15 protein-coding genes, 2 tRNA genes and 3 rRNA genes are annotated in these 26069 nt (G+C 60.4%); 16 read left to right on the plus strand and 4 right to left on the minus strand.

What is annotated here, in order from left to right; all coding sequences use genetic code 11:
- The first annotated feature begins 14 nt into the window (after window positions 1-14).
- Entirely contained in the window at window positions 15-1745 is a 1731-nt protein-coding gene (locus tag R5R73_RS01505; RefSeq protein WP_322528581.1) for a PilX N-terminal domain-containing pilus assembly protein, read from the plus strand.
- A 108-nt stretch (window positions 1746-1853) separates the two neighbouring features.
- On the opposite strand, the gene R5R73_RS01510 is transcribed toward R5R73_RS01505, so the two are convergent.
- A complete protein-coding gene (locus R5R73_RS01510) occupies window positions 1854-2408 on the minus strand; it encodes a GspH/FimT family pseudopilin (RefSeq protein WP_322528582.1) in 555 nt (184 codons plus the stop codon).
- 59 nt (window positions 2409-2467) lie between these two features.
- Here R5R73_RS01510 and thiO point away from each other — a divergent pair, with 59 nt between their 5' ends.
- Window positions 2468-3583, plus strand: a complete 1116-nt coding sequence (thiO, locus tag R5R73_RS01515; RefSeq protein ID WP_110635285.1) for a glycine oxidase ThiO — start codon at window positions 2468-2470, stop codon at window positions 3581-3583.
- A gap of 182 nt (window positions 3584-3765) precedes the next feature.
- Window positions 3766-5406 carry an NAD+ synthase gene (locus R5R73_RS01520; protein WP_322528583.1) on the plus strand — a complete coding sequence of 547 codons (1641 nt, stop codon included), beginning with the start codon at window positions 3766-3768 and terminating at the stop codon, window positions 5404-5406.
- Window positions 5407-5667: 261 nt separating this feature from the next.
- Here the strand turns inward: R5R73_RS01520 and R5R73_RS01525 are convergent, their stop codons facing one another.
- Window positions 5668-6480, minus strand: coding sequence for an outer membrane protein assembly factor BamD (locus R5R73_RS01525; RefSeq protein WP_322529549.1), 813 nt, complete (start codon window positions 6478-6480; stop codon window positions 5668-5670).
- Between the two features lie 159 nt (window positions 6481-6639).
- Here R5R73_RS01525 and rluD point away from each other — a divergent pair, with 159 nt between their 5' ends.
- From rluD to clpB, 3 genes are all read left to right on the plus strand, one after another.
- Window positions 6640-7596 (plus strand): 23S rRNA pseudouridine(1911/1915/1917) synthase RluD, encoded by a 957-nt coding sequence (rluD, locus tag R5R73_RS01530; RefSeq protein WP_322528584.1) that lies wholly within the window; start codon window positions 6640-6642, stop codon window positions 7594-7596.
- The gene (pgeF, locus tag R5R73_RS01535; protein ID WP_322528585.1) at window positions 7596-8402 is read left to right on the plus strand and encodes a peptidoglycan editing factor PgeF; all 807 of its coding nucleotides are present in this window, start codon (window positions 7596-7598) and stop codon (window positions 8400-8402) included. The genes rluD and pgeF overlap by 1 nt, the downstream gene beginning before the upstream one ends.
- Window positions 8403-8719: 317 nt before the next feature.
- Entirely contained in the window at window positions 8720-11302 is a 2583-nt protein-coding gene (clpB, locus tag R5R73_RS01540; RefSeq protein ID WP_322528586.1) for an ATP-dependent chaperone ClpB, read from the plus strand.
- A 160-nt stretch (window positions 11303-11462) separates the two neighbouring features.
- Here clpB and R5R73_RS01545 read toward each other — a convergent pair whose 3' ends face one another.
- Window positions 11463-12806 carry a sugar porter family MFS transporter gene (locus R5R73_RS01545; protein WP_322528587.1) on the minus strand — a complete coding sequence of 448 codons (1344 nt, stop codon included), beginning with the start codon at window positions 12804-12806 and terminating at the stop codon, window positions 11463-11465.
- 634 nt (window positions 12807-13440) lie between these two features.
- Here R5R73_RS01545 and R5R73_RS01550 point away from each other — a divergent pair.
- On the plus strand, window positions 13441-15165 hold the full coding sequence (locus R5R73_RS01550) for an acetolactate synthase 3 large subunit (RefSeq protein ID WP_322528588.1): 1725 nt from the start codon (window positions 13441-13443) through the stop codon (window positions 15163-15165).
- Window positions 15165-15656 carry an acetolactate synthase small subunit gene (ilvN, locus tag R5R73_RS01555; protein ID WP_075561369.1) on the plus strand — a complete coding sequence of 164 codons (492 nt, stop codon included), beginning with the start codon at window positions 15165-15167 and terminating at the stop codon, window positions 15654-15656. The genes R5R73_RS01550 and ilvN overlap by 1 nt, the downstream gene beginning before the upstream one ends.
- A gap of 86 nt (window positions 15657-15742) precedes the next feature.
- On the opposite strand, the gene ilvY is transcribed toward ilvN, so the two are convergent.
- Window positions 15743-16627 (minus strand): HTH-type transcriptional activator IlvY, encoded by an 885-nt coding sequence (ilvY, locus tag R5R73_RS01560; RefSeq protein ID WP_322528589.1) that lies wholly within the window; start codon window positions 16625-16627, stop codon window positions 15743-15745.
- Between the two features lie 200 nt (window positions 16628-16827).
- Between ilvY and ilvC the strand changes: the two genes are divergently transcribed.
- From ilvC to R5R73_RS01600, 8 genes are all read left to right on the plus strand, one after another.
- Window positions 16828-17844 carry a ketol-acid reductoisomerase gene (gene ilvC, locus R5R73_RS01565; RefSeq protein WP_071230777.1) on the plus strand — a complete coding sequence of 339 codons (1017 nt, stop codon included), beginning with the start codon at window positions 16828-16830 and terminating at the stop codon, window positions 17842-17844.
- A gap of 174 nt (window positions 17845-18018) precedes the next feature.
- Complete coding sequence (gene pssA, locus R5R73_RS01570) at window positions 18019-18891, plus strand: CDP-diacylglycerol--serine O-phosphatidyltransferase (RefSeq protein ID WP_322528590.1); 873 nt, start codon at window positions 18019-18021, stop codon at window positions 18889-18891.
- 599 nt (window positions 18892-19490) lie between these two features.
- Window positions 19491-21031: ribosomal RNA gene (locus R5R73_RS01575) — 16S ribosomal RNA — on the plus strand.
- Window positions 21032-21098: 67 nt separating this feature from the next.
- Window positions 21099-21175: transfer RNA gene (locus R5R73_RS01580), tRNA-Ile, on the plus strand.
- A gap of 138 nt (window positions 21176-21313) precedes the next feature.
- A tRNA-Ala gene (locus R5R73_RS01585) sits at window positions 21314-21389 on the plus strand.
- Window positions 21390-21644: 255 nt separating this feature from the next.
- Window positions 21645-24536 (plus strand): 23S ribosomal RNA (locus R5R73_RS01590).
- A 186-nt stretch (window positions 24537-24722) separates the two neighbouring features.
- Window positions 24723-24837 (plus strand): 5S ribosomal RNA (gene rrf / locus R5R73_RS01595).
- The 16S, 23S and 5S rRNA genes sit together here with 2 tRNA genes alongside, the layout of an rRNA operon.
- Window positions 24838-25097: 260 nt before the next feature.
- Entirely contained in the window at window positions 25098-25850 is a 753-nt protein-coding gene (locus R5R73_RS01600; RefSeq protein WP_322528591.1) for a VIT1/CCC1 transporter family protein, read from the plus strand.
- Window positions 25851-26069: the final 219 nt, after the last annotated feature.

Genomic DNA, 26069 nt, shown 5'->3' on the forward strand with positions numbered 1-26069 from the left:
ATGGAAGGCTTGCCATGAAGAGACAAGGTGGCGCTGCCTTGATCGTGGTGCTTGGCATCGTAGCGATATCGACCATGATTGGCCTGGCTAGCATGCAGTCGTCGCAGATCGACGAGAAAATGGCCGGCAACTATAAACTATCCACCAGAACGGCTCTGTTCACGGAACGTACCGCCATGTCACTGGCTTCCGAAGTGCGCGCTGGTGCCTCCGCCATTACCTTGCCCAGCAATATCGACATGGATCAGGACGGCTTTCAAAGTTTCGCCGCGAAGACCGAGAATGACGGCGGCAAGAGCTGTCTGATCGAGGCTGCTGATGATATGACCGCAGCCGCCTGCTATATCGAAGTGCCCAAGGGCGAGGAGTTTCAGGACAGAAAAGCGGGCAACTATATCGTTGCCTGGAGTGCCATATCACGAGGCTCGAAGCCGTTCGTGGGCCAGCCATTGATTATTGAGGTGGATGGCGGTACGTCTGGTGGTGCATATGGTTCGGTGTTGCTGGGCTGTGAGGGTGTCAATGTATCAGGCGGTGGTGCTATAGATAGTTATGATTCTCGTGAAGGAAGCTACGGTGGTGAGAATCAGGGGCGTAGTAACGCGAAAATCCAATCCAATGCTCCGGGAGGCGATATTGTCCTGAGTACGGGGCAGCCGATTTATGGAGATGTTGTGTCGTCGGGGGGAATCGAAGTCGGCAATTCTGGCACTATCTACGGTAATCTGAAGGCGAATGGAGACATCGTAATTAGTAATGGTGGGGCGGATATTCGAGGCAATGTCGCGTCAAATCAGGCGATACGTCTGACCGGCAGCGGTACCATCGCAGGTAATGCCGAAGCGAACACGGAAATCGTGACCGGTAATTGGGGGTCAAGTATCGAAGGCAATGCCACCGCGCCAGTCGTACGCACCACGACCAATCGCGATGTAGAGGAGCAGGTGGGCGGAAGCATTAATCGCTGGTCACCCAACGTGGGCAAGGTGGCGACATCGAGCTGCGATTCCTTTATCACATCCGATGGCGCGACGATCGGTGATTTGAGCGATGCGCTGACACCTTATGCCTCTGCCTCGTCGGGTAGCCTATCGATCGGTGGCGGCAATCGGACCTATAAATTGACGCCGTACGGGATACAGGTACCTGCGGACAGTAACAATAACAGCGTACCCAACCCCGAGCGCTATCAGGTCACGCGTGATGTCATGATCGACGGCGTGTTTCCCGAGCCCACCAACGTACTGGTGCTGGATAGTTTTTCGCTGGGCGGCAGCGCCAATTTCGTCGTGGACGGTGGCGACATGACGCTCTACGTCAAGGGCGATATCAACATCGGAGGCGGCGCCACGTTCAGCGTTGCCGAAGGCAGTTCATTGAAAATAGTTACCGATGAGCGTTTTAGTCTGTCCAGTGGCCTGGATGTTGCCTCCGACAGCCCGACCGATGAAGAGGGCAACCCGATCCTGTCCCTCTACTCGACTTTTGACGATGGTGATGCCCCCGCCTGGAATGCCGGCGTCAATATCACCGGAAGCTCTGCATTCAAGGGCACCATTTTTGCGCCGTACAGCACCGTGAACGTCGCTGGCAGCGGGGGGTTGTATGGCGCCGTGAAAGGCAGGCGTGTCGAGGTGTCCGGCGGCGCGAGCATCCATTACGACGAGGCGCTGATGGAATCGACCGTAGGCACCAATGGTGAGAGTGCCGGGGGGACGGGAGGGATCTCTTTCACCTGGCTGTAAATGAGTGCACTACTCGCTCCGCTCGCCCTTCGGACGTTCTGAATGCGGTTCAGTGAGCTGATTTTACCGCCGTATGGCCGAGCGCAGGCAATTTCGTACAGAGCCTGATCAGCAGTCGGGCGGTGTCTCTCCGGATGTTCGTATTCTTCCCAGATTGCTCAAAACCACCTGAGCCCCTTCGCCATATCGGCCACAGATCTCGAAAGTACCGTTATGGCCTGTCGACCAGCCCATCGGCTTGAAGCGCACGAGGCGCCCATCGTTCCGGTAGGTGACGGAAACGACCTGGCTGGCGCTCAGCTCCCGGAGAACGATTTCGTCCTCCAGCGTGTCGTCATCGGCGGGGCCCTGCACGATCATCAGGGGTGCCGTCCAGTCTTCGGGGGTGCAAACCTGGCGGTCATGACTGGGGCATATCGTCATGGTCGTATGTCGTGTGATGGCAAGGCTTCTCGCCAACTGCAGGGCATTGCGCAAGCGCAGAACTTCGGTCGAGACGCGCTGCTGTGCCATCAACCTCTGGATACTTGGCGTGACCATCGTGACGAGGATCGTGAGCACGACAAGAACGATCAGCAACTCGATCAGCGTAAAACCTGCTTGTCGCGTCCGCTTTTCGTAACGGCCAGCAGGCGATTGTGAAGGTGTCGCGCGAGAGTCCATTGCGGCGTCCGGGGTCTGAGCAAGTGATAGAATCGCCCTTTTGTCAGGATATCGACAGCATGCAGGATTTCTTGATCGTGGGCGGCGGGGTCATCGGCATGATGACGGCGCTGCAGTTGGCGGATGCGGGTCATTCGGTGGCGCTGGTCGAGCGTGGCCAGTGCGGTAGGGAGGCCTCCTGGGCGGGTGGTGGTATCGTCTCGCCACTCTATCCGTGGCGTTACTCGAAAGCGATCTCGGCGTTGTCGAGCTGGTCCGAAGGGCGCTATCCGGAGCTGGCCGGCCGGCTGCTCGAGGAAACCGGCATCGATCCCGAATATCGCCAGAAAGGTCTGCTCTATCTGCGGGTCGAGGATGTCGATGTCGCGCTCGCCTGGGCGCGGGAGGTGGCCAAGCCGCTGAACCGCATCGACGCTGACACGCTCTACGCCAAGGAGCCCAACGCCGCGCCGGGCTTCGATAGTGCATTATGGATGCCGACGCTCGGCAGCATTCGCAACCCGCGGCTGGGCCAGGCGCTGCGTGCGCGTCTGTTGCAGATGCCGGGGGTGGGCCTGCACGAGCAGTGCGAGGTCTCGGCGCTGATTCGTGAAGGGGCGGCCATTCGCGGCGTGGCGACGTCGCAGGGTGCGATCCGGGCGGGCCAGACCGTCGTCTGCGCCGGTGCCTGGTCGCAAGGGTTGCTGGCAAGTATCGGCATCGAACTGCCGGTTCGGCCGGTCAAAGGGCAGATGATTCTGTTCAAGGCGCCGCCGGGGCTGGTCGAGCGGGTCGTTCTCAAGGATGGGCGTTATGTCATTCCCCGCGGTGATGGCCGGGTGCTGGCGGGCTCGACGCTGGAGGAGGTCGGCTTCGACAAGCAGACGACCCGTGAGGCCCGCGACTCGCTGCATGCCAGCGCGCTCTCCATCGTGCCCGCGCTGGCCGAGTGTCCGGTGGAGCACCATTGGGCGGGGCTGCGGCCGGGTTCGCCGGACGGAGTGCCGATGATCGGTACAGTGCCAACGTTCGAGGGGCTTCACGTCAACGCCGGCCACTATCGCAATGGGCTGGTTCTGGCACCGGCTGCCACGCGGCTGCTGGTCGATCAGTTGATCGGCTGCGAGCCCATCGTCGACCCTTCCCCCTATCTGCCCGGCTCGCGCCTCCTCGGCTCCGATGTGTCGGTTCGTTGAGCATGGGCGGGTTTTGCCTCCGTGGATGGCATGCGCGAAAATGGCGGAAAGCGCTGTCGTGGCAACGGTTTTCTGTTCGATAGCGATCCGAGCGCCAGGCGCGCCGTCACTCGTCGGAGGGCTCTCGATCGGGAGACGTCTTCGATATCGAGAATCCCATCTGTTTGGAGAAATGTAGACCGATGCAAGATCTGACCCTGGTGATGGCGCAGCTGGACCCGCTGGTGGGCGATATCGCCGGCAATACCGCGGCGGCCATCGAGGCGGTGCGCGAAGCGCGGCTCGAGCATGGCGCGGACGTGGTCGTGTTCAGCGAACTGTTTCTGACCGGCTATCCGCCGGAGGATCTACTGCTGCGCGAGGCGATGGAGTCGCGCCTGCAGGAGGCGCTGGCGGAGATGGCCCGCAAGATCGACAGGATCGCGCCGGAGACGCTGGTCATCATCGGCTATCCGGGCATGCGCCAGGGCGTGCGCCGCAATCTGGCCGGCGTATTGCTGGGTGGTCAGTGGCGCGGCGAGTATGCCAAGCAGGCGCTGCCCAACTATCAGGTTTTCGACGAAGATCGTTATTTCGAACCCGGAAACGAGCCGCTGGTGATCGAACACCGGGGTGCCAGACTCGGCATCCTGATCTGCGAGGATCTCTGGGATGGCGCGCCGGTGCGTCAGTCCGCCGAGGCCGGTGCCGACATCCTGGTGACGCTCAACGCATCGCCGTTCCATCTCGACAAGCCCGCCGAGCGCGAGCGTCTGTTTGCCGAGCGCGCACGGGAAGTCGACAGGCCGCTGGTGTACGTCAATGCCATAGGCGGTCAGGACGAACTGGTGTTCGACGGCGGTTCGCTGGTGCTGGACGCTGCCGGTGACGTCGCCGTGCGCGCGCCATTCTGGCAGGTCGGGCTGATGCCGGTACGGTTCACCCGGGAGGGCGGCAGCTGGATTCCCCAGGCGGGGGAGCGCGAGCCGCTGCTCGGGGCCGAGGAAAACCTCTACTGCGCGCTGGTGACCGGGCTTCGCGACTACGTCAACAAGAGCGGCTTCAAGGGCGTGGTGATGGGGCTTTCCGGCGGTATCGATTCGTCGCTGTCGCTGGCCATTGCGGTCGATGCGCTGGGGCCGGATCGGGTTCATGCGGTGATGATGCCGTACCACTACACCGCCGAAATCTCCCAGGCCGACGCGGCCGAACAGGCGAAGATGCTCGGTGTCGGCTACGAGGTGATGCCGATCGCGCCGATGGTCGAAGCCTTCACGGCCACGCTGGCGGAAAGCTTTACGGGGCTAGCGGCCGATACCACGGAGGAGAACCTGCAGTCTCGCGTGCGCGGCGTGCTGCTGATGGCGATTTCCAACAAGAAGGGGCTGATGGTCCAGACCACCGGCAACAAGAGCGAGATGGCGGTGGGCTATGCCACGCTCTACGGCGACATGGTCGGTGGCTACAACGCGCTCAAGGATGTCTACAAGACCTGGGTCTATCGCCTGGCCAACTGGCGCAATGCCCAGGAGCCGGCGATCCCCGAGCGGGTGATCACGCGTCCGCCCTCCGCCGAGCTGGCGCCGGATCAGCAGGACAGCGACTCGTTGCCCGGTTACGACGTGCTGGATGCAATTCTCGAACGCTACATCGAAGGCGACATGAGCGCCGAGGCGATCATCGAGGCGGGATTCGAGCGCGACGACGTCTACCAGGTGGTCAAACTGGTCGATCGCAGCGAGTACAAGCGACGGCAGGCGCCGGTAGGCGTGCGGGTGACGCTCAGAGGCTTCGGACGCGACCGGCGCTACCCCATCGTCAACGGCTGGAAGCCGGGAAACTAGCTACGGGCTACGGGCTACGGGCTACGGGCTACGGGCTACGGGCTACGGGCTACGGGCTACGAAAAGGGCCAGCGACTGACGTCGCTGGCCCTTTTCTTCGCTACAAGCCCATGCTGACTTTCGCGGCTCGCGGCTCGCGGCTCGCGGCTCGCGGCTCGCGGCTCGCGGCTCGCGGCTCGCGGCTCGCGGCTCGCGGCTCGCGGCTCGCGGCTCGCGGCTCGCGGCTCGCGGCTCGCGGCTCGCGGCTCGCGGCTCGCGGCTTCAGCCCTTGAGCGCCAGCGGCGGGTCGACATCGATGTGCTTGGGCACGAAGGTGTCGCCGTCGAGTTGGCTGTTGTCGGGATCGTTCTCGATCAGCGTCTGGAGTACGGTCTGCGCGCGATCCCGCATGTTCAGGCCGAGATAGCCCTCGACCATGACCGCCAGGGCATCGCGGGTGGCTTCGGCTTTCGGATAATGCTCGATGACCCAGCGGCCGCGTTCGACGGCCGCGACGTAGGCGCCCTTGCGCAGATAGAAGTCGGCAACCTGCAACTCGTGACGTGCCATGACGTTGCGCAGATAGATGATGCGCTGACGGGCATCCGGCGCGTAGGCGCTGTCGGGGAAGCGGCGTACCAGTTCGCCGAAGTCGACATAGGCATCGCGGGACGCGCCCAGGTCACGCTTGGAGATATCGATCAGCTCCAGGCTTTCGAGGCTGAAGCGCCCCGCCTGATAGGCACCGAGGCCGCGCATGTAGTAGGCGTAGTCGACCTGCGGATGATCGGGATGAAGGCGGATGAACCGGCTGGCAGCGGCCCGGGTCTTCTCCCAGTCCTCGACTTCGTAATAGGCGTAGATCAGTTCCAGCTGGGCCTGCTCGGCATAGCGACCGAACGGGAAACGGGTATCCAGAGCCTCCAGCTGGGTCACGGCGGTGCTGTAACGGCCGGCGTCGAGGGAACTCTGGGCTTGCTGGTACAGTTCCTGCTCCTGCAGGTCGGGGGCCGGCTCGTTGCTGGCGCAGCCAGCGAGCAGGGCGCCTGCCAGCAACATGGCGGCCAGAGCAGAACATCGCGCAGAAAATCGCATCATTATCCTCGTATCAACCATTCCTTGGCGGCCGTGCTAGAATCCGCCGAACCCGGCTCACTATAAAGCAAACCCTCGTGCCGGCGAAACGCACCGACGAAACGCGCCGACGAAACGTACCGGCGAAACGTACCGGCGAAACGGAATCGATCCCCACGTATGGCCGATATCTTGAAGCGTGACGAGCGCATACCCGAGCATTTGGCCGGGCGACGTCTTGACCAGACCGCAGCCGAAATGTTCCCCGAATTCTCGCGAGAACGCCTCAAGGGGTGGATTCAGCAGGGTGAATTGACACTCGATGGGCAAAAGGCCCGACCCAAGGATAAGGTGGTCGGTGGCGAGCGGCTAGCGCTCGATACCCGGCTCGAGGAGGAAGTCCGGTGGGAGCCTCAGGCGATTCCGCTGTCCATCGTCTTCGAGGATGACGATGTCATGGTCATCGACAAGCCCGCCGGCCTGGTGGTGCATCCCGCTGCCGGCAACCCCGATGGCACGCTGCTCAACGCACTGCTGTACCACCATGCGCCGCTGGCGGCGATCCCCCGGGCGGGGATCGTCCACCGGCTCGACAAGGACACCACCGGCCTGATGATGGTGGCGAAGACGCTGACGGCGCAGACGGCTCTGGTGGCTCAGTTGCAGGCACGAACCGTCTCGCGGGAATACGATGCCATCGTGGTCGGCGCGATGACCGCGGGCGGCAAGGTGGACGCACCGATCGGCCGCCACCCCAAGGACCGCCAGCGCCAGGCGGTCACGGCTTCGGGCAAGCCGGCGGTCACGCACTATCGGGTCAACGAGCGCTTTCGTGCCCATACCCATGTCCGCTGCCGGCTCGAAACCGGGCGGACGCATCAGATCCGCGTGCATCTGGCGCACGTTCGCTATCCGCTGGTCGGTGATCCGGTGTATGGCGGGCGGCTGAAAATGCCGGCCGGTGCCGGCGAGTCACTGAAGACGCTGCTGAGGGAATTTCCGCGCCAGGCGCTGCATGCGCACAAGCTGCGCTTCGATCATCCGGTCAGCGGGGCGCCGGTCGAGTGCAAGGCGCCGTTGCCGGACGACATGTTTCTACTGCTGGACGCGCTGCGCGAGGATCAGGAGTCCGATTGATGAGTTCCGAACATGATTCGTCGATACTGGCGAACGAACCCGAGACATCGTCGGTAGACGCGCCGACCCTGCTGCTGCCCGACTGGCCCGCGCCGAGCACGGTCAGGGCCTTCGTCACCACGCGCGAGACCGGCCCCAGCCAGGGTGATTTCGCGGCATTCAATCCGGCGGCTCACGTTGGCGACGATCCCGATACCGTGGTTCGCTGTCGGGATCGGCTGGTGACCGAGATCGGCGACCAGCGGCCGCTGCTATGGCTCGATCAGGTGCATGGCGCCCGCGTCGTCCAGCACTACCAGTCGCGTTATCGCCGGCAGCCGCCGCAAGCGGACGCCTCGGTGGCGTTCGACCGTCGCCATGCCTGCGTCATTCTCACCGCGGACTGTCTGCCGGTTTTTTTCTGCGACCGGCAGGGAACGCGTGTCGGCTTGGCTCATGCCGGGTGGCGCGGTCTCGCTGGTGGTGTGCTGGAAGCCAGCGTGGCCGCGCTGGGCGTCGACCCCGAAGAGCTGATGGTGTGGATGGGGCCGGCAATCTCCAACGCCCAGTTCGAGGTCGGGCCGGAAGTCTTCGAGGCCTTCGTCGCCATGCAGCCCGATGCCGAGAGTGCTTTCGAGCGCAGCCCTTATCGCCTGAACCATTACATGGCGGACCTTTATCGTCTGGCGCGCTTGCGTCTGGAGCGTCTCGGGATTCTCTCGATCAGCGGTGGTCATTTCTGCACGGCGTGCGAATCCCGTTTCTACTCCCATCGTCGCGATGATGGGCATACCGGACGAATGGCCAGCGTGATCTGGCTGCGCTGATAAGCGCTTTGCTTTCTAAACGCAACTTTCCATCGTCAGTCAGCTTTCCACCGTCAGTCGGCTTTTTGCCTTTAGCTTTCTACCGCTGAATCCCCTCCGCGATTTCCGGCGCCGCCTGGTGGCGCAAGCCTGCTACCGCTAGCGACTTTTCGCGTCTGTGGCCGGCTTCATGAATTCAATTCTTCTGCGACAGCCTGTCGCAGCGAATTCTTCATTCGACTCGCTTGAAAAGTCCAAACATACCGCCATCTTATAGTCAACCGATGAAAAACGACGAGCCGCCAAGACCCCTTGCGCCGGCTTCTGGAGGTGACGATATGCGTATGGATCGCATGACAACCAAGCTGCAAAACGCGCTGGCCGAGGCGCAATCTCTGGCGGTAGGACGCGGACACAATCAGCTCGATCCCGGCCATCTGCTGATGGCGTTGCTCGACATGCGCGACAGCGGCATCAAGGGGCTGGTGCAAAAAGCCGGTGGCGATGTCAGTCGATTGCGGGAAGGGCTGGTCGGCTATCTCGGCAATCTCCCCGAGGTCGGCCAGTTCGATGGCAACGTCAGCATGAGCCAGGATCTGGCGCGGCTGTTCAACCTCGCCGATCGCGAAGCCCAGACCCGTGGCGATCAGTACATCGCCATTGAGCTGGTGCTGCTTGCTGCGCTGGACATGAAGAACGGGCTCACCAAGGTGCTGACCCAGGCGGGGCTGGATCGCAAGCGTCTCGCGACTGCGATCGGCGAGCTGCGCGGCGGCGCCAATGTCGATGATGCCAACGCCGAAGAGAAACGCGAGGCGCTGGAGAAATACACCCTCGACCTGACCGCCCGGGCCACCGAAGGCAAGCTCGACCCGGTGATCGGCCGTGACGACGAGATCCGGCGCACGATTCAGGTGCTGCAGCGCCGCACCAAGAACAACCCGGTCCTGATCGGCGAGCCCGGCGTGGGCAAGACGGCCATCGTCGAAGGGCTGGCGCAGCGCATCGTCAACGGCGAGGTGCCCGAGGGGCTGAAAGAGAAGCGCGTGCTATCGCTCGACATGGGCTCGCTGCTGGCGGGCGCCAAGTTCCGTGGCGAGTTCGAGGAACGGTTGAAATCGGTGCTCAACGAACTGGCGAAGGAAGAAGGGCGCGTCATTCTGTTCATCGACGAACTGCACACCATGGTCGGTGCCGGCAAGGCCGAAGGTGCGATGGATGCCGGCAACATGCTCAAGCCGGCGCTGGCCCGGGGCGAGTTGCACTGCGTCGGCGCGACCACGCTCGACGAGTATCGCCAGTACATCGAGAAGGATGCGGCGCTGGAGCGCCGGTTCCAGAAGGTGCTGGTGGACGAGCCGTCCGAGGAGGACACCATCGCCATTCTGCGCGGCCTCAAGGAGCGCTACGAGGTTCACCATGGTGTCGATATCACCGACTCGGCGATCATCGCCGCGGCCAAGCTGTCGACTCGCTACATCACCGATCGTCAGCTGCCCGACAAGGCGATCGACCTGATCGACGAAGCCGCGTCGCGGATCCGCATGGAGCTCGACTCCAAGCCGGAAGAGATGGACCGGCTCGACCGGCGCCTCATTCAGCTCAAGATGGAGCGCGAGGCGCTGAAGAAGGAGACCGACGAGGCGTCCAAGAAGCGGCTCGACAATCTCGAGACCCAGATCGGCGAACTCGAGCGCGAATACGCCGACCTCGAGGAGGTGTGGAAGGCCGAGAAAGCGAGTATCCAGGGGGCGGCGCAGTACAAGGCCGATCTCGAGCAGGCGCGCATCGACCTCGAAGCGGCCCGCCGTCAGGGCGACCTGGGGCGGATGTCGGAACTGCAGTACGGCGTGATTCCCAGGCTCGAGCAGCAGATCACCGAGAGCAGCGATAGCGCCAGCGATACCACGCAACACCAGCTGTTGCGCTCCAACGTGACCGAGGAGGAGATTGCCGAGGTCGTCTCGCGCTGGACCGGGATTCCGGTGGCCAAGATGCTCGAAGGCGAGCGCGACAAGCTGCTGCGCATGGAAGAGGCGCTGCACGAGCGGGTCATCGGCCAGGACGAAGCGGTCAGGGCGGTGGCCAACGCGGTACGCCGTTCCCGTGCCGGGCTGTCGGACCCGAATCGGCCCAATGGATCGTTTCTGTTCCTCGGCCCGACCGGCGTGGGCAAGACCGAGCTGTGCAAGTCGCTGGCCAATTTCCTGTTCGACACCGAGGAGTCGATGGTGCGCATCGACATGTCCGAGTTCATGGAGAAGCACTCCGTGGCCCGGTTGATCGGCGCGCCTCCCGGCTATGTCGGTTACGAGGAGGGCGGTTATCTGACCGAGGCCGTCCGTCGCAAGCCCTATTCGGTACTGCTGCTCGACGAGGTCGAGAAGGCGCATCCGGATGTGTTCAACATCCTGCTGCAAGTGCTGGAAGATGGCCGCCTGACCGATGGCCAGGGGCGCACGGTGGATTTCCGCAATACCGTGATCGTGATGACGTCCAACCTGGGCTCCGACGTGATCCAGCGCATGGGCGGCGATGATAGCGACTACTCCGCCATGCGCGACGCGGTGATGACGGTGGTGGGCAACCACTTCCGGCCCGAGTTGATCAACCGTATCGACGAGGTCGTGGTGTTCCATGCGCTGGGTCAGGAGCAGATTCAGGCGATTGCCTCGATCCAGCTCGACCGCCTGCGCAGCCGTCTCGCCGAACGCGATCTCAAGCTCGCTATCAGCGACGAGGCGATGGCCCAACTGGCGGTGGTCGGCTTCGATCCGGTATTCGGCGCGCGTCCGCTCAAGCGGGCGATCCAGAGCCGGATCGAGAACCCGCTGGCGCAGGATCTGCTGTCAGGCCGATTCCTGCCGGGCGACACCATCCGCGTTCGCGCCGAGGGCGATCATCTGGCCTTCGACAAGTAACGGCTCGGCCCGGCGGTGTGCCGGGCCGATCGGTTCTGTCTTTTCGAGACAAGTAGTCTTTCCAAGACAAACGGTCTTTCCAAGAGAAACGGTCTTTCCAAGACAAACGGTCGCGTCCTGACCGTCTTCCCGCCCGTGGCGCTCGATGTCACGGGCTTTTTTATGTTCGCGACTCCCCTCTCGGCGATAGCTTCTGCTGCAGCTTTTCCAGCGAGACGCCCTTGGTCTCCGGCATCAGGAACGCGACGAAGACGATCTGCAGCACCATCATGAAGGCGAAGAAGGCGAACACCGGCCCGCCGTTGAACACGCTCAGCACCCACGGCGTGACCAGGGTGATGACGGCGGCGAAGAACCAGTGGGTGAAACTGCCGAGCGACTGCCCGCGAGCCCGCTCCCGGTTGGGGAATATCTCCGAGATGAAGACCCAGATCACCGTGCCCTGGCTGATACCGTGGGCGGCAACGAACAGGCATAGCTGCAGCGGAATCAGCGCGCCGCCCAGGTTATCGGTGAAGAAGGCGTGGGAGATGATCGACAGCGAGATGATGTAACCCACCGAGCCGATAACCATCAGCGTGCGCCGGCCGAAACGATCGATCAGCGCCATGCCGATCATGGTGAAGATCACCATGATCAGGCCGATCCCCGCCGTCGAGAGCAGGGCGGCGTTGTCTCCCAACTGGGCTGACTCGAGGATACGAGGCGCGTAGTAGAGCACGAAGTTGATGCCGGTAAACTGGTTGAAGAACGCGATCAGAAAGGCGAGCACGATGGGGAGGCGATAGCGGCGCGAGAAGAATCGCGAATGCACCTTGCTGTCCTCGCGATCTGCCGCCTGGATCTCCTCGATCTGGGCCTGGTTGTCGCGATGCGGATCGATCTGGTCCAGTACCTTGGCGGCGGCGCGGGTGTCGTTACGATTGAGGATCAGCCAGCGCGGGCTCTCCGGCACCTTGAGCAGCGCCAACGTGTAGACCAGCGCAGGGATCGCCTCGATCCCGACCATCCAGCGCCAGGCATCGTCGCCGAGCAGGCTGCCTAGAATGGCGTTGGAGACATAGGCCATGAAGATCCCGAACACCACGTTGAACTGGTAGAGCGCGACCAGATTGCCACGCCGTTCGGCGGGCGCGATCTCGGAGATGTAGGCGGGCGCGGCGACCGAGGACATGCCCACCCCGAAGCCACCGATCAGGCGGAAGAACGAAAACCAGAACGGGTCGGTGGCGAGCGCCGAACCCACGGCGGAAACGAAGTAGAGGACGCCGATGATGAAGAGCGTGGTACGGCGGCCCAGGCGATCGGTCGGCCAGTTGCCGAAGATCGCCCCGAGAACGGTGCCCCACAGCGCCATCGACATGATGAACAGTCCATGCTGGAGATCGCTCAGCCCCCACAGCTCCTGGATGGGTTTGTCGGCTCCGGATATCACGGCGGTATCGAAGCCGAACAGAAAGCCTGCCATGGCCACGAACGCGGACCATTTCACGATGGGGGACATGCGCGTTACTCCCATGGGTCGGTTTTGCCTGCAAGTCATCGACCGATATCCGAGCCGGCAAGGCAGGGATTCGATACGGTCTTCGATTCAGTACAGCAGCGATGTCTCGATGGTGCTGCGAAAAGCGAACCGACTTTAGTCGGCGTCATGGGCATATATTGCGGACATTCCCCTCGCCAGGCGCCAGGTTGTCGGCGCCGGAGGTTGACAGCCTCGGGGCGCTGGTGGAATCTAGGCGATTCCTGATTGCGGGCGCAGCCAAACTACGGGTGATCCCCGGCCGCTGCGTGAAGGGTAGGTTCCGAGCGACCTCTACCCGCCTGTCGAAGGACAGGTTTCTCGGCTTTTGCTGGGAAACCAAGGGCGCGGGCCAAACGCCTGTTCCCGCCAACCCCGATACGGCGATCTGCCGTGTCTGGAGCTGTCGGCGCCGAAGCGCGGACGGTTCCTCAGAGTGCGGGTCCCCACCCCGGGCCCAGGACGCCAGGATATGGCATCAGGCGTCGACCGCAGGTCGACAGCGGCGTACCGCCGTGATTGAGCTTCGTTTCCGTGGATCGCGCCAATCGTTCACGGATCGGTTTTGTGCCCAGAACCGCGAAGCGGCACTCGAACTTCCAGGGGAGACTCACCAGTGGAATTACTTTCCGGCGCCGATATGATCGCCCGCTTTCTGAAAGACGAAGGCGTCGAGCGTATCTATGGCTATCCGGGCGGCGCGGCATTGCACATCTACGATGCCCTGTTCCGCCAGGATAGCGTTCAACACATTCTCGTTCGTCACGAGCAGGCCGCGACCCACGCCGCCGATGGCTACGCCCGCGCTTCCGGCAAGCCCGGCGTGGTGCTGGTCACCTCCGGCCCCGGCGCGACCAATGCCGTCACTGGCATCGCCACCGCCTACATGGATTCGATTCCGATGGTGGTGCTATGCGGTCAGGTCGCCAGTCACCTGATCGGGGAAGACGCCTTCCAGGAAACCGATATCGTCGGTGTCACCCGGCCGGTAGTGAAGCACAGCTTCTCGATCCGCCATCCCAGCGAGATTCCCGAAGTCCTGAAAAAGGCGTTCTATCTGGCATCGACCGGCCGTCCTGGTCCGGTGGTGGTGGATATTCCCAAGGACATGACCGCGCCCACCGAGCGCTACGAATACGTCTACCCGAAGAAGGTCAAGATTCGTTCCTACAACCCGGTGACGCGCGGGCATAGCGGCCAGATCAAGAAGGCCGTCGACATGATGCTCAAGGCGCGCCGTCCGGTGTTCTATACCGGCGGCGGCATTGTCACCGGACAGGCTTCGGAGGCGTTGACCGACCTCGTCCAGCGGCTCGACTTCCCGATCACTACCACGCTGATGGGCATCGGCGGTTATCCGCAGGGGGACCGCCAGTCGCTGAGCTGGCTCGGGATGCACGGCAGCTATGAAGCCAACATGGCGATGCATCACGCCGATCTGATCATCGCCATCGGTGCGCGCTTCGACGATCGTGTCACCAACAACACGTCGAAGTTCTGCCCTACGGCCAAGATCGTCCATGTCGACATCGATCCCAGCTCGATCTCCAAGACCGTGCGGGCCGACGTGCCGATCGTCGGCGCAGCGGGCAGCGTCATCAACGAGATGATCAGCCTGGTCCAGGATCGCGAGCCGGCCAATCCCGAGGCGCTGGGAGAATGGTGGAAAAGCATCGATGGCTGGCGGGCCGAGCGCAAGAACAGGCTCTACGAACCTTCGAAGCCGGGCGAAGCGCTCAAGCCGCAAGAGGTGATCGAGGCGGTCTACCGTGCCACCCGCGGCGAGGCGTTCGTGACCACCGACGTGGGCCAGCATCAGATGTTCGCGGCGCAGTACTACAAGTTCGCCAAGCCCAACCGTTTCATCACCTCTGGCGGTCTCGGCACCATGGGCTTCGGCTTCCCGGCAGCGATGGGCGTCAAGCTCAGCTACCCGCAGGACGACGTGGTCTGCTTCACCGGTGAAGGCAGCTTCCAGATGATGATGCAGGAGCTGTCGACCTGTAAGCAGTTCGATGTCGGCGTCAAGATCGTCAATCTCAACAACCAGTCGCTGGGCATGGTGCGCCAGTGGCAGGACTTGAACTACAAGTCCCGTCACGCTCACTCCTACATGGAGTCGCTGCCGGATTTCGCCAAGCTGATCGAGGCCTACGGCTTCACCGCAATCAAGGTAACGACGCACGAAGAGCTGGCCCCGGCGCTGGAGCGTGCCTTCGCCGATACCAACGAGCTCGTGTTCCTCGATATCTACGTCGATCCATTCGAACACGTCTATCCGATGCAGGTGCCGTTGGGCTCCATGCGTGACATGCTGCTTTCGAAGACGGAGCGGACCTGATGCGCCATATCATCTCGATTCTGCTGGAAAACGAACCGGGCGCTCTGTCCCGCGTGGTGGGGCTGTTCTCCCAGCGCAACTTCAACATCGAAACCCTCAACGTGGCGCCGACGGAAGATCCGTCGCTGTCGCGGCTGACCGTGACCACGGTGGGCGATGATCGGGTGATCGAGCAGATCACCAAGCACCTCAACAAGCTGATCGATGTGGTCAAGCTGGTCGATCTGACCGAGGGCAACCACATCGAGCGCGAACTGATGCTGGTCAAGGTCAAGGCGCTGGGCGCGGCCCGCGACGAGGTCAAGCGCACAGCGGATATCTTCCGGGCGCAGGTCGTCGACGTCACGCCGAGCGTCTATACCGTGCAGATCACCGGCGATGCCGGCAAGCTCGACGCCTTCGTCCAGGCGATGGCGCCGATCGGCATTCTGGAAGTGGCACGGACCGGCGTCTCGGGCATTGCCCGCGGGGACAAGCTGCTCACGTTGTAAGTGACCAGCGGGAGTTCGACGCCCGGCAGGAGTAATCCTGTCGGGCGTTTTGCGTTTTGTATTTTTAGCCTCTCCGGCGGGTTGGATCAGTTCGGCAACTGCGCCCACAACGCCTCGATCAGCGCGCTCTTCAGGCGGCGTCTGAGCACGCACAGGCCGACATCGTAGTGAGGGAGTTCCGGTTTCACCGGCAGGATCGTGATGCGATCCAGCAAAGGGCTGTTGTCGAGCACGATGCGCGGCACGATGCCGACCCCGAACCCCAGCCCGACCATGCTGACGATCGCCTCGTTGCCCGCCACCTGCGCATAGATTCGCGGGCTGATGCCCATTGCCCGAAACCAGGTGTCGGCGTGATCCCGCGACAGGCCCGATTCCGACAGGATCATCGGCACGCCTTTCCACTGCGAGGGCGTCGGCGTTTCCGGCGTGGCGGGCAGCCAGTCGGCGCCGTCGCGGGGCGCGATGAAAACCAGCGGCGACGTCGCCAGCGGCTTGAATGCCAGGGCATCCGGCAGGCTGCGCGGGCGCGCGGTGATGGCGATGTCCTCGTTCTCGGCCTGTACGCGGGCGATGGCGTCCGCGGGATCGCCGGTATGCAGCTTGATCTCGATACGCGGATGGCGCTGACGGAACTCGCTCAGCAGACGGTAGAGGAAGCTGTAGCTGGCGGTGACCGAGCAGTAGATGCTGATCTCGCCGGCCAGCTCGCGGGTTTCCGCCATCAGCGTGGCCTGCATCGCCTGCCACTGCTCCAGGGTTTCCCGCGCATAGGAGTGAAACAGTTGGCCCTCCCGCGTCAGCGTGACGTGGCGGTTGTCGCGTTCGAACAGGGTGACGCCGAGCGTCTCCTCGAGCTGGCGGATCGAGCGGCTCAGTGTCGATGGGCTGACATGGCAGGCATCGCTGGCCCGGCCGAAGTGCAGATGGTCGGCCAGAGCCAGAAACTGGGTGAGCGGGCGGTAATCCATGGTCTTGTCGCTGATTCGTTTCAGAAAATGAAATGTCGCATTGCAAATATAGCGTTTTACGCAACAAGTTGTCTGGCTTATCGTGGCTCCAGGCTAAAACGAAGAGCGTCGCGCCAGACGACGCCAGTGGCCATCAACGCTGACAGACATTGAGTGACGACAGTTCCGGGCCAACGGCCCATCGATTTCCGGAGTACGACATGCACGTTTATTACGACAAGGATTGTGACCTTTCCCTGATCCAGGCCAAGCAGGTCACGATCGTCGGCTATGGCTCACAGGGCCACGCTCACGCCAACAACCTGAAAGAGTCCGGTGTCGACGTGACCGTCGGTCTGCGCAAGGGCTCTTCTTCGGCTGCCAAGGCCGAAAGCGCCGGTCTCAAGGTGGCCAGTGTAGCCGAAGCGTGCAAGACCGCCGATGTCGTCATGATCCTTGCGCCGGACGAGAACCAGAAGGTCATCTACGAGCAGGATATCGAGCCGAACCTGAAAGAGGGCGCCACCATCGCCTTCGCTCACGGCTTCAACATCCACTACAGCCAGGTCGAGCCGCGCGCCGATCTCGATGTCATCATGATCGCGCCCAAGGCGCCGGGTCACACCGTGCGTTCCGAGTTCGTCCGCGGCGGTGGCATCCCGGATCTGATCGCCATTCATCAGAATGCGTCCGGTCAGGCCAAGGAGATCGCACTCTCCTACGCGGCGGCCATCGGCGGCGGTCGTAGCGGGATCATCGAAACCACCTTCAAGGACGAGACCGAAACCGACCTGTTCGGTGAGCAGGCGGTTCTCTGCGGCGGCGCGGTCGAACTGGTCAAGGCCGGCTTCGAAACGCTGACCGAGGCCGGTTACGCGCCGGAGATGGCCTACTTCGAGTGTCTGCACGAGCTCAAGCTGATCGTCGACCTGATGTACGAAGGCGGCATCGCCAACATGAACTACTCGATCTCCAACAATGCCGAGTACGGCGAGTACGTCACCGGCCGCGAGATCATCAACGACGAATCGCGCGCCGCCATGCGCAAGGCGCTGCAGCGCATCCAGGACGGCGAGTACGCCAAGATGTTCATCGCCGAAGGCGCCTGCAACTACGCGTCGCTGAACGCACGTCGCCGCCAGACCGCCGAGCACCCGGTCGAGCAGGTCGGAGCCAAGCTGCGCGCGATGATGCCGTGGATCACCGCCAACCAGCTGGTCGACAAGAGCAAGAACTAAGACTCGACCCGCAGGTTTCGACAGGGGCGCGACGATTGTCGCGCCCCTGTTCGTTTAGCCGAACCCATAACGTTTGCCAGGCGCTTTGCGCGAGCATCTGTCGAGATTCCCGCTAGGCTGTAGAATGGGCTGGCTATTATGCCCGAGCGCACTCGCCACTATAGGACTCGCTTCATGACGCAGGATGACCGCCACCACGAGCAAGAGCCCGAGACCATTACCATCGGCGCCACCTCTCCACTGTTCGACGACGAGGATGAAGTCATTGAGGAGACGGTCGAGAACGGCAAGCGGATACGCCGCCGAGGCATTTATCTGCTGCCTAACCTGTTCACGCTCTCGGCGTTGTTCGCTGGCTTCTATTCCATCGTGGCTGCCATCAACGGCGACTACGCTAAGGCTGCCATCGCGATCTTCGTTGCCATGGTGCTCGATGGGCTGGATGGGCGCGTGGCGCGATTGACCAATACGCAGAGTGCCTTCGGTGCCGAATTCGACAGCCTGGCCGACATGGTCTCGTTCGGTATGGCCCCGGCGCTGGTTGCGTTCACCTGGATATTGCAGGACATCGGCAAGATCGGCTGGATCGCGGCGTTCATCTTCGTTGCCGGCGCCGCACTGCGCCTGGCCCGATTCAATGTCCAGATCGGCAGCACCGACAAGAAATGGTTCGTGGGGTTGCCCAGCCCGTCGGCCGCGGCCATCGTGGCTGCCTGTGTGTGGGTTTTTCATACCTTCGATGCCGAGTCGCTGGGCTTCAAGGTGCTGATGACCGTCGTGGTTGCCGCTGCCGGTGTGCTGATGGTCAGCAACGTGCGCTATCACAGCTTCAAGGAGATCGATTTCAAGGGGCCGGTACCGTTCGTGTTCCTGTTGGCGATCGTGCTGTTGTTCGTACTGATCTCCATCGAGCCTTCGGTCATGCTGCTGGCCCTGTTTGGCTGCTACGTCATTTCCGGCCCGATTCTGGCGCTGGGGCGGCTCAACAAGGGGCGCAGAGAGAAGCGACGAAGTGAAGTTGGCGGCCAGAACTCGCAGGATGACTGAAAGCTGAATGTGGCCTCATGCTGCTGAAACGCCCGCCGCGCGCGGGCGTTGTCGTTTTTGCCGGGCCGTGTTTTGACCGAATTCACAAAAAGTGACAAACAACACTTGCCAAGCGGGCATCGGATCCGTAAAGTACGCATCCGCTGACGCCGAGACAGGGTTTCGGAGGCAGCGGAGAAGAAAGCCAAGCGTTTGATTTGATTGAAGAAATCGGTTGACGCAAGGCGGTGAAGCCGGTAAGATCGCTTCCCAGTTCTTCGAAGGATCGGCTCCACCCAGCTTGACCGGAGCCAGCGGGATTCAACGAAAAAAGATGTTGACATCGCCGCCAAGATCCTTAAAATACGCCACTCCTTACGGCGGCCAAGAAAACAAGCGCTGACAAGCACTTGGGGCCGACGGCAGAAGCGAAACGCTTCGAGTAGGGACGCTCTTTAATAATCGATCAGGTAATTGATGTGGGCGCTTGTTCTCGCGTGACAGCCAGTCACGACATATCGAGGCAAGCGACTCGTCAAGATTCGTTTGACCTTGAACCAAGTTTGGTCCGCTTTTCTGCTCGTTCTTCGGAGCGAGAGAAGTAAGGACTATCAGACTTTAAACTGAAGAGTTTGATCATGGCTCAGATTGAACGCTGGCGGCAGGCCTAACACATGCAAGTCGAGCGGCAGCACGGGGAGCTTGCTCCCTGGTGGCGAGCGGCGGACGGGTGAGTAATGCATAGGAATCTGCCCGGTAGTGGGGGATAACGTGGGGAAACCCACGCTAATACCGCATACGTCCTACGGGAGAAAGCGGAGGATCTTCGGACTTCGCGCTATCGGATGAGCCTATGTCGGATTAGCTAGTTGGTAAGGTAACGGCTTACCAAGGCGACGATCCGTAGCTGGTCTGAGAGGATGATCAGCCACACTGGGACTGAGACACGGCCCAGACTCCTACGGGAGGCAGCAGTGGGGAATATTGGACAATGGGCGAAAGCCTGATCCAGCCATGCCGCGTGTGTGAAGAAGGCTTTCGGGTTGTAAAGCACTTTCAGCGAGGAAGAAAGCCCCTGGGTTAATACCCCAGAGGAAGGACATCACTCGCAGAAGAAGCACCGGCTAACTCCGTGCCAGCAGCCGCGGTAATACGGAGGGTGCGAGCGTTAATCGGAATTACTGGGCGTAAAGCGCGCGTAGGTGGCTTGGCACGCCGGTTGTGAAAGCCCCGGGCTCAACCTGGGAACGGCATCCGGAACGGCCAGGCTAGAGTGCAGGAGAGGAAGGTAGAATTCCCGGTGTAGCGGTGAAATGCGTAGAGATCGGGAGGAATACCAGTGGCGAAGGCGGCCTTCTGGCCTGACACTGACACTGAGGTGCGAAAGCGTGGGTAGCAAACAGGATTAGATACCCTGGTAGTCCACGCCGTAAACGATGTCGACTAGCCGTTGGGACCTTTAAGGACTTAGTGGCGCAGTTAACGCGATAAGTCGACCGCCTGGGGAGTACGGCCGCAAGGTTAAAACTCAAATGAATTGACGGGGGCCCGCACAAGCGGTGGAGCATGTGGTTTAATTCGATGCAACGCGAAGAACCTTACCTACCCTTGACATCCAGAGAAGTTGGCAGAGATGCCTTCGTGCCTTCGGGAACTCTGAGACAGGTGCTGCATGGCTGTCGTCAGCTCGTGTTGTGAAATGTTGGGTTAAGTCCCGTAACGAGCGCAACCCTTGTCCTTATTTGCCAGCGAGTAAAGTCGGGAACTCTAAGGAGACTGCCGGTGACAAACCGGAGGAAGGTGGGGACGACGTCAAGTCATCATGGCCCTTACGGGTAGGGCTACACACGTGCTACAATGGCCGGTACAAAGGGTTGCGAGACCGCGAGGTGGAGCGAATCCCAGAAAGCCGGCCTCAGTCCGGATCGGAGTCTGCAACTCGACTCCGTGAAGTCGGAATCGCTAGTAATCGTGAATCAGAATGTCACGGTGAATACGTTCCCGGGCCTTGTACACACCGCCCGTCACACCATGGGAGTGGACTGCACCAGAAGTGGTTAGCTTAACCTTCGGGAGAGCGATCACCACGGTGTGGTTCATGACTGGGGTGAAGTCGTAACAAGGTAGCCGTAGGGGAACCTGCGGCTGGATCACCTCCTTAAACGATTAGCTTAGCGTGGTTCAAGCGCTCACAATCAATTACCTGATCGGCCAGAGCAAGACTGTTTGGGTCTGTAGCTCAGTTGGTTAGAGCGCACCCCTGATAAGGGTGAGGTCGGCAGTTCGAGTCTGCCCAGACCCACCAAATTTTATCCAGTTCCACGTTATTTCGTGACTCGCATAGCAGGCTATGCGTCGCCTCGAAATGCCTCGATCTGAATAAAATTAAACAGATCAAATAAAAGAGAAAGTCTTCTTGGTTCTTTTTACGATCTGTCTATCCGGGGCCTTAGCTCAGCTGGGAGAGCGCCTGCCTTGCACGCAGGAGGTCAGCGGTTCGATCCCGCTAGGCTCCACCACTCTCTCGCGGCAACCCGGGAGACAAGCACAACCCGACAGTCTGACCATAAGTTTTAAGCTATACGCTTGACGTGACGATGAAACACTCGTGACAGCAAGCTTACAGCTTAGAGCTTATCGCTCTAAACGCTCTTTAACAATTTGGATCATGCTGACAGTTCTTCTCTCTAGAGAAGAGCGAAACGAGATACGTCTCAAGCGTATCCGGCAATTGTCGAATGATTAATCACTGACCAGACTCCTTCGGGTTATATGGTCAAGCGATTAAGCGCACACGGTGGATGCCTTGGCAGCCAGAGGCGATGAAGGACGTTGTAGCCTGCGATAAGGTTCGGTGAGGTGGCAAACAACCTGCGACCCGGACATTTCCGAATGGGGAAACCCATCCAGCACAAGCTGGATATCCCACACTGAATCCATAGGTGTTGGGAAGCGAACCGGGAGAACTGAAACATCTAAGTACCCCGAGGAAAAGAAATCAACCGAGATTCCCCCAGTAGCGGCGAGCGAACGGGGAGTAGCCCTTAAGCATGTGACTGGTTAGACGAACGCGCCTGGAAAGGCCGGCCATAGTGGGTGATAGCCCCGTAGTCGAAAACCTGAATGTGTGAAATCGAGTAGGTCGGGGCACGTGAAACCCTGACTGAACATGGGGGGACCATCCTCCAAGGCTAAATACTCCTGGCTGACCGATAGTGAACCAGTACCGTGAGGGAAAGGCGAAAAGAACCCCGGAGAGGGGAGTGAAATAGATCCTGAAACCGTGTGCGTACAAGCAGTGGGAGCAGACTCGTTCTGTGACCGCGTACCTTTTGTATAATGGGTCAGCGACTTATATTCAGTGGCGAGCTTAACCGTATAGGGGAGGCGTAGAGAAATCGAGTCTTAACTGGGCGACCAGTCGCTGGATATAGACCCGAAACCGGGCGATCTATCCATGGCCAGGGTGAAGGTTGAGTAACATCAACTGGAGGCCCGAACCCAAGTATGTTGAAAAATGCTGGGATGAGCTGTGGATCGGAGTGAAAGGCTAATCAAGCTCGGAGATAGCTGGTTCTCCTCGAAAGCTATTTAGGTAGCGCCTCACGTATTACCGCCGGGGGTAGAGCACTGTTTCGGCTAGGGGCCCATCCCGGGTTACCAACCCGAGGCAAACTCCGAATACCGGTGAGTAGAGCGTGGGAGACACACGGCGGGTGCTAACGTCCGTCGTGAAAAGGGAAACAACCCAGACCGTCAGCTAAGGCCCCCAAATTCTGGTTAAGTGGGAAACGATGTGGGAAGGCATAGACAGCTAGGAGGTTGGCTTAGAAGCAGCCATCCTTTAAAGAAAGCGTAATAGCTCACTAGTCGAGTCGGCCTGCGCGGAAGATGTAACGGGGCTCAAACCAGATGCCGAAGCTACGGGTTCATCCTCTGGATGAGCGGTAGAGGAGCGTCGTGTAAGTCTGTGAAGGTGTGTTGAGAAGCATGCTGGAGATATCACGAGTGCGAATGCTGACATGAGTAACGACAAGGGGAGTGAAAAACTCCCCCGCCGGAAGACCAAGGTTTTCTGTTCTATGCTAATCAGAGCAGAGTGAGTCGGCCCCTAAGGCGAGGCCGAAAGGCGTAGTCGATGGGAAACGGGTTAATATTCCCGTACCGGATGTGATTGCGATGGGGGGACGAAGAAGGCTAGGTGAGCCAGGCGTTGGTTGTCCTGGTGAAAGTCAGTAGGCTGAGGGCTTAGGCAAATCCGGGTCCTCAAGGCCGAGAGACGAGACGAACGGACTACGGTCCGGAAGTCATCGATGCCACGCTTCCAGGAAAAGCCTCTAAGCTTCAGATCACATGCGACCGTACCCCAAACCGACACAGGTGGTCAGGGTGAGAATCCCAAGGCGCTTGAGAGAACTCGGGTGAAGGAACTAGGCAAAATGGCACCGTAACTTCGGGAGAAGGTGCGCCGGCTTAGGGTGAAGGACCTCGCGTCCCGAGCTCGAACCGGTCGAAGATACCAGGTGGCTGCAACTGTTTATTAAAAACACAGCACTCTGCTAACGCGTAAGCGGACGTATAGGGTGTGACGCCTGCCCGGTGCCGGAAGGTTAATTGATGGTGTTAGCCCTCGGGCGAAGCTCTTGATCGAAGCCCCGGTAAACGGCGGCCGTAACTATAACGGTCCTAAGGTAGCGAAATTCCTTGTCGGGTAAGTTCCGACCTGCACGAATGGCGTAATGATGGCCACGCTGTCTCCACCCGAGACTCAGTGAAATTGAAATCGCAGTGAAGATGCTGTGTACCCGCGGCTAGACGGAAAGACCCCGTGAACCTTTACTATAGCTTCACACTGGACGCTGATGTTGCTTGTGTAGGATAGCTGGGAGGCTTGGAAACCCGGACGCCAGTTCGGGTGGAGCCAACCTTGAAATACCAGCCTGGCATCATTGGCGTTCTAACTTGGCACCGTGATCCGGTGTGAGGACAGTGTGTGGTGGGTAGTTTGACTGGGGCGGTCTCCTCCGAAAGCGTAACGGAGGAGCACGAAGGTACCCTCAGCACGGTTGGAAATCGTGCATTGAGTGCAAGAGCATAAGGGTGCTTAACTGCGAGACAGACACGTCGAGCAGGTACGAAAGTAGGTTCTAGTGATCCGGTGGTTCTGTATGGAAGGGCCATCGCTCAACGGATAAAAGGTACTCCGGGGATAACAGGCTGATACCGCCCAAGAGTTCACATCGACGGCGGTGTTTGGCACCTCGATGTCGGCTCATCACATCCTGGGGCTGAAGTCGGTCCCAAGGGTATGGCTGTTCGCCATTTAAAGTGGTACGCGAGCTGGGTTTAGAACGTCGTGAGACAGTTCGGTCCCTATCTGCCGTGGGCGTTGGAGATTTGAGAAGTGCTGCTCCTAGTACGAGAGGACCGGAGTGGACGCACCTCTGGTGTTCCGGTTGTCACGCCAGTGGCATCGCCGGGTAGCTATGTGCGGACGGGATAACCGCTGAAAGCATCTAAGCGGGAAGCCTTCTTCAAGATGAGATCTCCCCGAGACTTCGAGTCTCCTAAAGGGTCCAGCAAGACTAGCTGGTTGATAGGCACGATGTGGAAGCGCTGCAAGGCGTTGAGCTAACGTGTACTAATGCCCCGTGAGGCTTGACCATATAACCCCAAGGGGTTTACGGCACCGGTACGATGCGTACCGCGTGCGATCGGTGATGATCACCGACAGACTGGATACGCCCTGTCTTGAAGAGCAGATAGGCGAGACGTGTCTTGGTCAGCATGATCCGAATCGGTTGGGATGAGGGCAAATTGCAGTCACGCCACGCATCCCGACGTCAGTTTTGCCTGACGACCATAGCGAGTGGGAACCACCTGATCCATGCCGAACTCAGTAGTGAAACCGCTCAGCGCCGATGGTAGTGTGGGGTCTCCCCATGTGAGAGTAGGTCATCGTCAGGCATCTATACCGAACCCCAGCCCAACAAGGCTGGGGTTTTTTTATGCCCGCATGAAACGTCACGGGCCAAACGGCCTGTCGTGACGGCATTGGTCAGGCCGTACTGAACTGCCTATTCGTGCTGAACTGTCTGAAGAGCGAGCGGCCTGGACGTGTCATTGCCGGTCGCGCCAGCGAAGATAGCATCCCGCTTTTGATCAGCTCGATATCCTTGTTGTGCATATACTCCTGATTAGCCATCCGGACCACAGGAGGTTTCATCATGCCGACTCCCAGCCGCGAGGAGCTTCTGGGCGAGCACCAGCCCGATGCGGTGCGCGACCGGCTGGCAAGGCCAATGAGAGCATCAACGCTACCTGATGCTGTACTCGGAGGTATTGATGGCTGTGTCACTACCTTTGCTGTGGTATCTGGTGCTTTCGGTGCGGGCTTCTCGCCACAAGTAGCATTAGTACTGGGATTCGCCAACTTGGCTGCTGATGGTTTCAGTATGGCGGTGAGCAACTATGAGGCTGGCCAAGCACAATTGGCTCAGATTGCTAACGCTGAACAGGTCGAACACCAACATATCGCCTTGGTGCCAGAAGGCGAGCGAGAAGAGATTCGTCAGCTGTTCCAAGCGAAGGGGTTTGAGGGGGAGCTGCTTGAACGGGTAGTCGAAGCGCTATGTCACGATCCAGAGGTATGGGTCTCAACCAAGTTACGGGAAGAATATGGGCTTTCTGCTGCTGGAATCAGCCCTTTGCGATCGGCTCTGACTACCTTCGCTGCATTTCTTTTGGTCGGCACTTTGCCCCTGTTGCCCTATGCTCTGCCCGGACTCGGTATTACAACTCAATTCCTGGCCAGTCTTGGTCTCGCAGGACTGGTATTTTTAGGTATCGGCATGCTTAAGAGCGCGGTATATGGCGTGCCAGTGTGGCGATCGGGACTGCGTACATTGTTGATGGGTACCGCAGCAGCCGGATTAGCTTTTGCTACCGGCTATTTCGCACAAGGGATACTAGATAACTGATCATTCAAGCGCTTTTTTAGCTGCGACAGGGGGGCGCCGGGAAAGCGATTCGAAGACCTGAACGCCGAGTCACTGGTGACACGACCGACACCTCTCTTTCCCGGTCGTTTCAGTGCCGTGTTCCGGAAGGAAAACTGTCCACGCCGGATTTCGTGTCGGAGCGCCTGCTGGCCGTGATGGATGACCGCCGCCCGAAGAGAGCGGCAGTTTCTGGGAATG

This window comes from Salinicola sp. LHM (assembly GCF_034479735.1).
GTDB lineage: Bacteria > Pseudomonadota > Gammaproteobacteria > Pseudomonadales > Halomonadaceae > Salinicola > Salinicola salarius.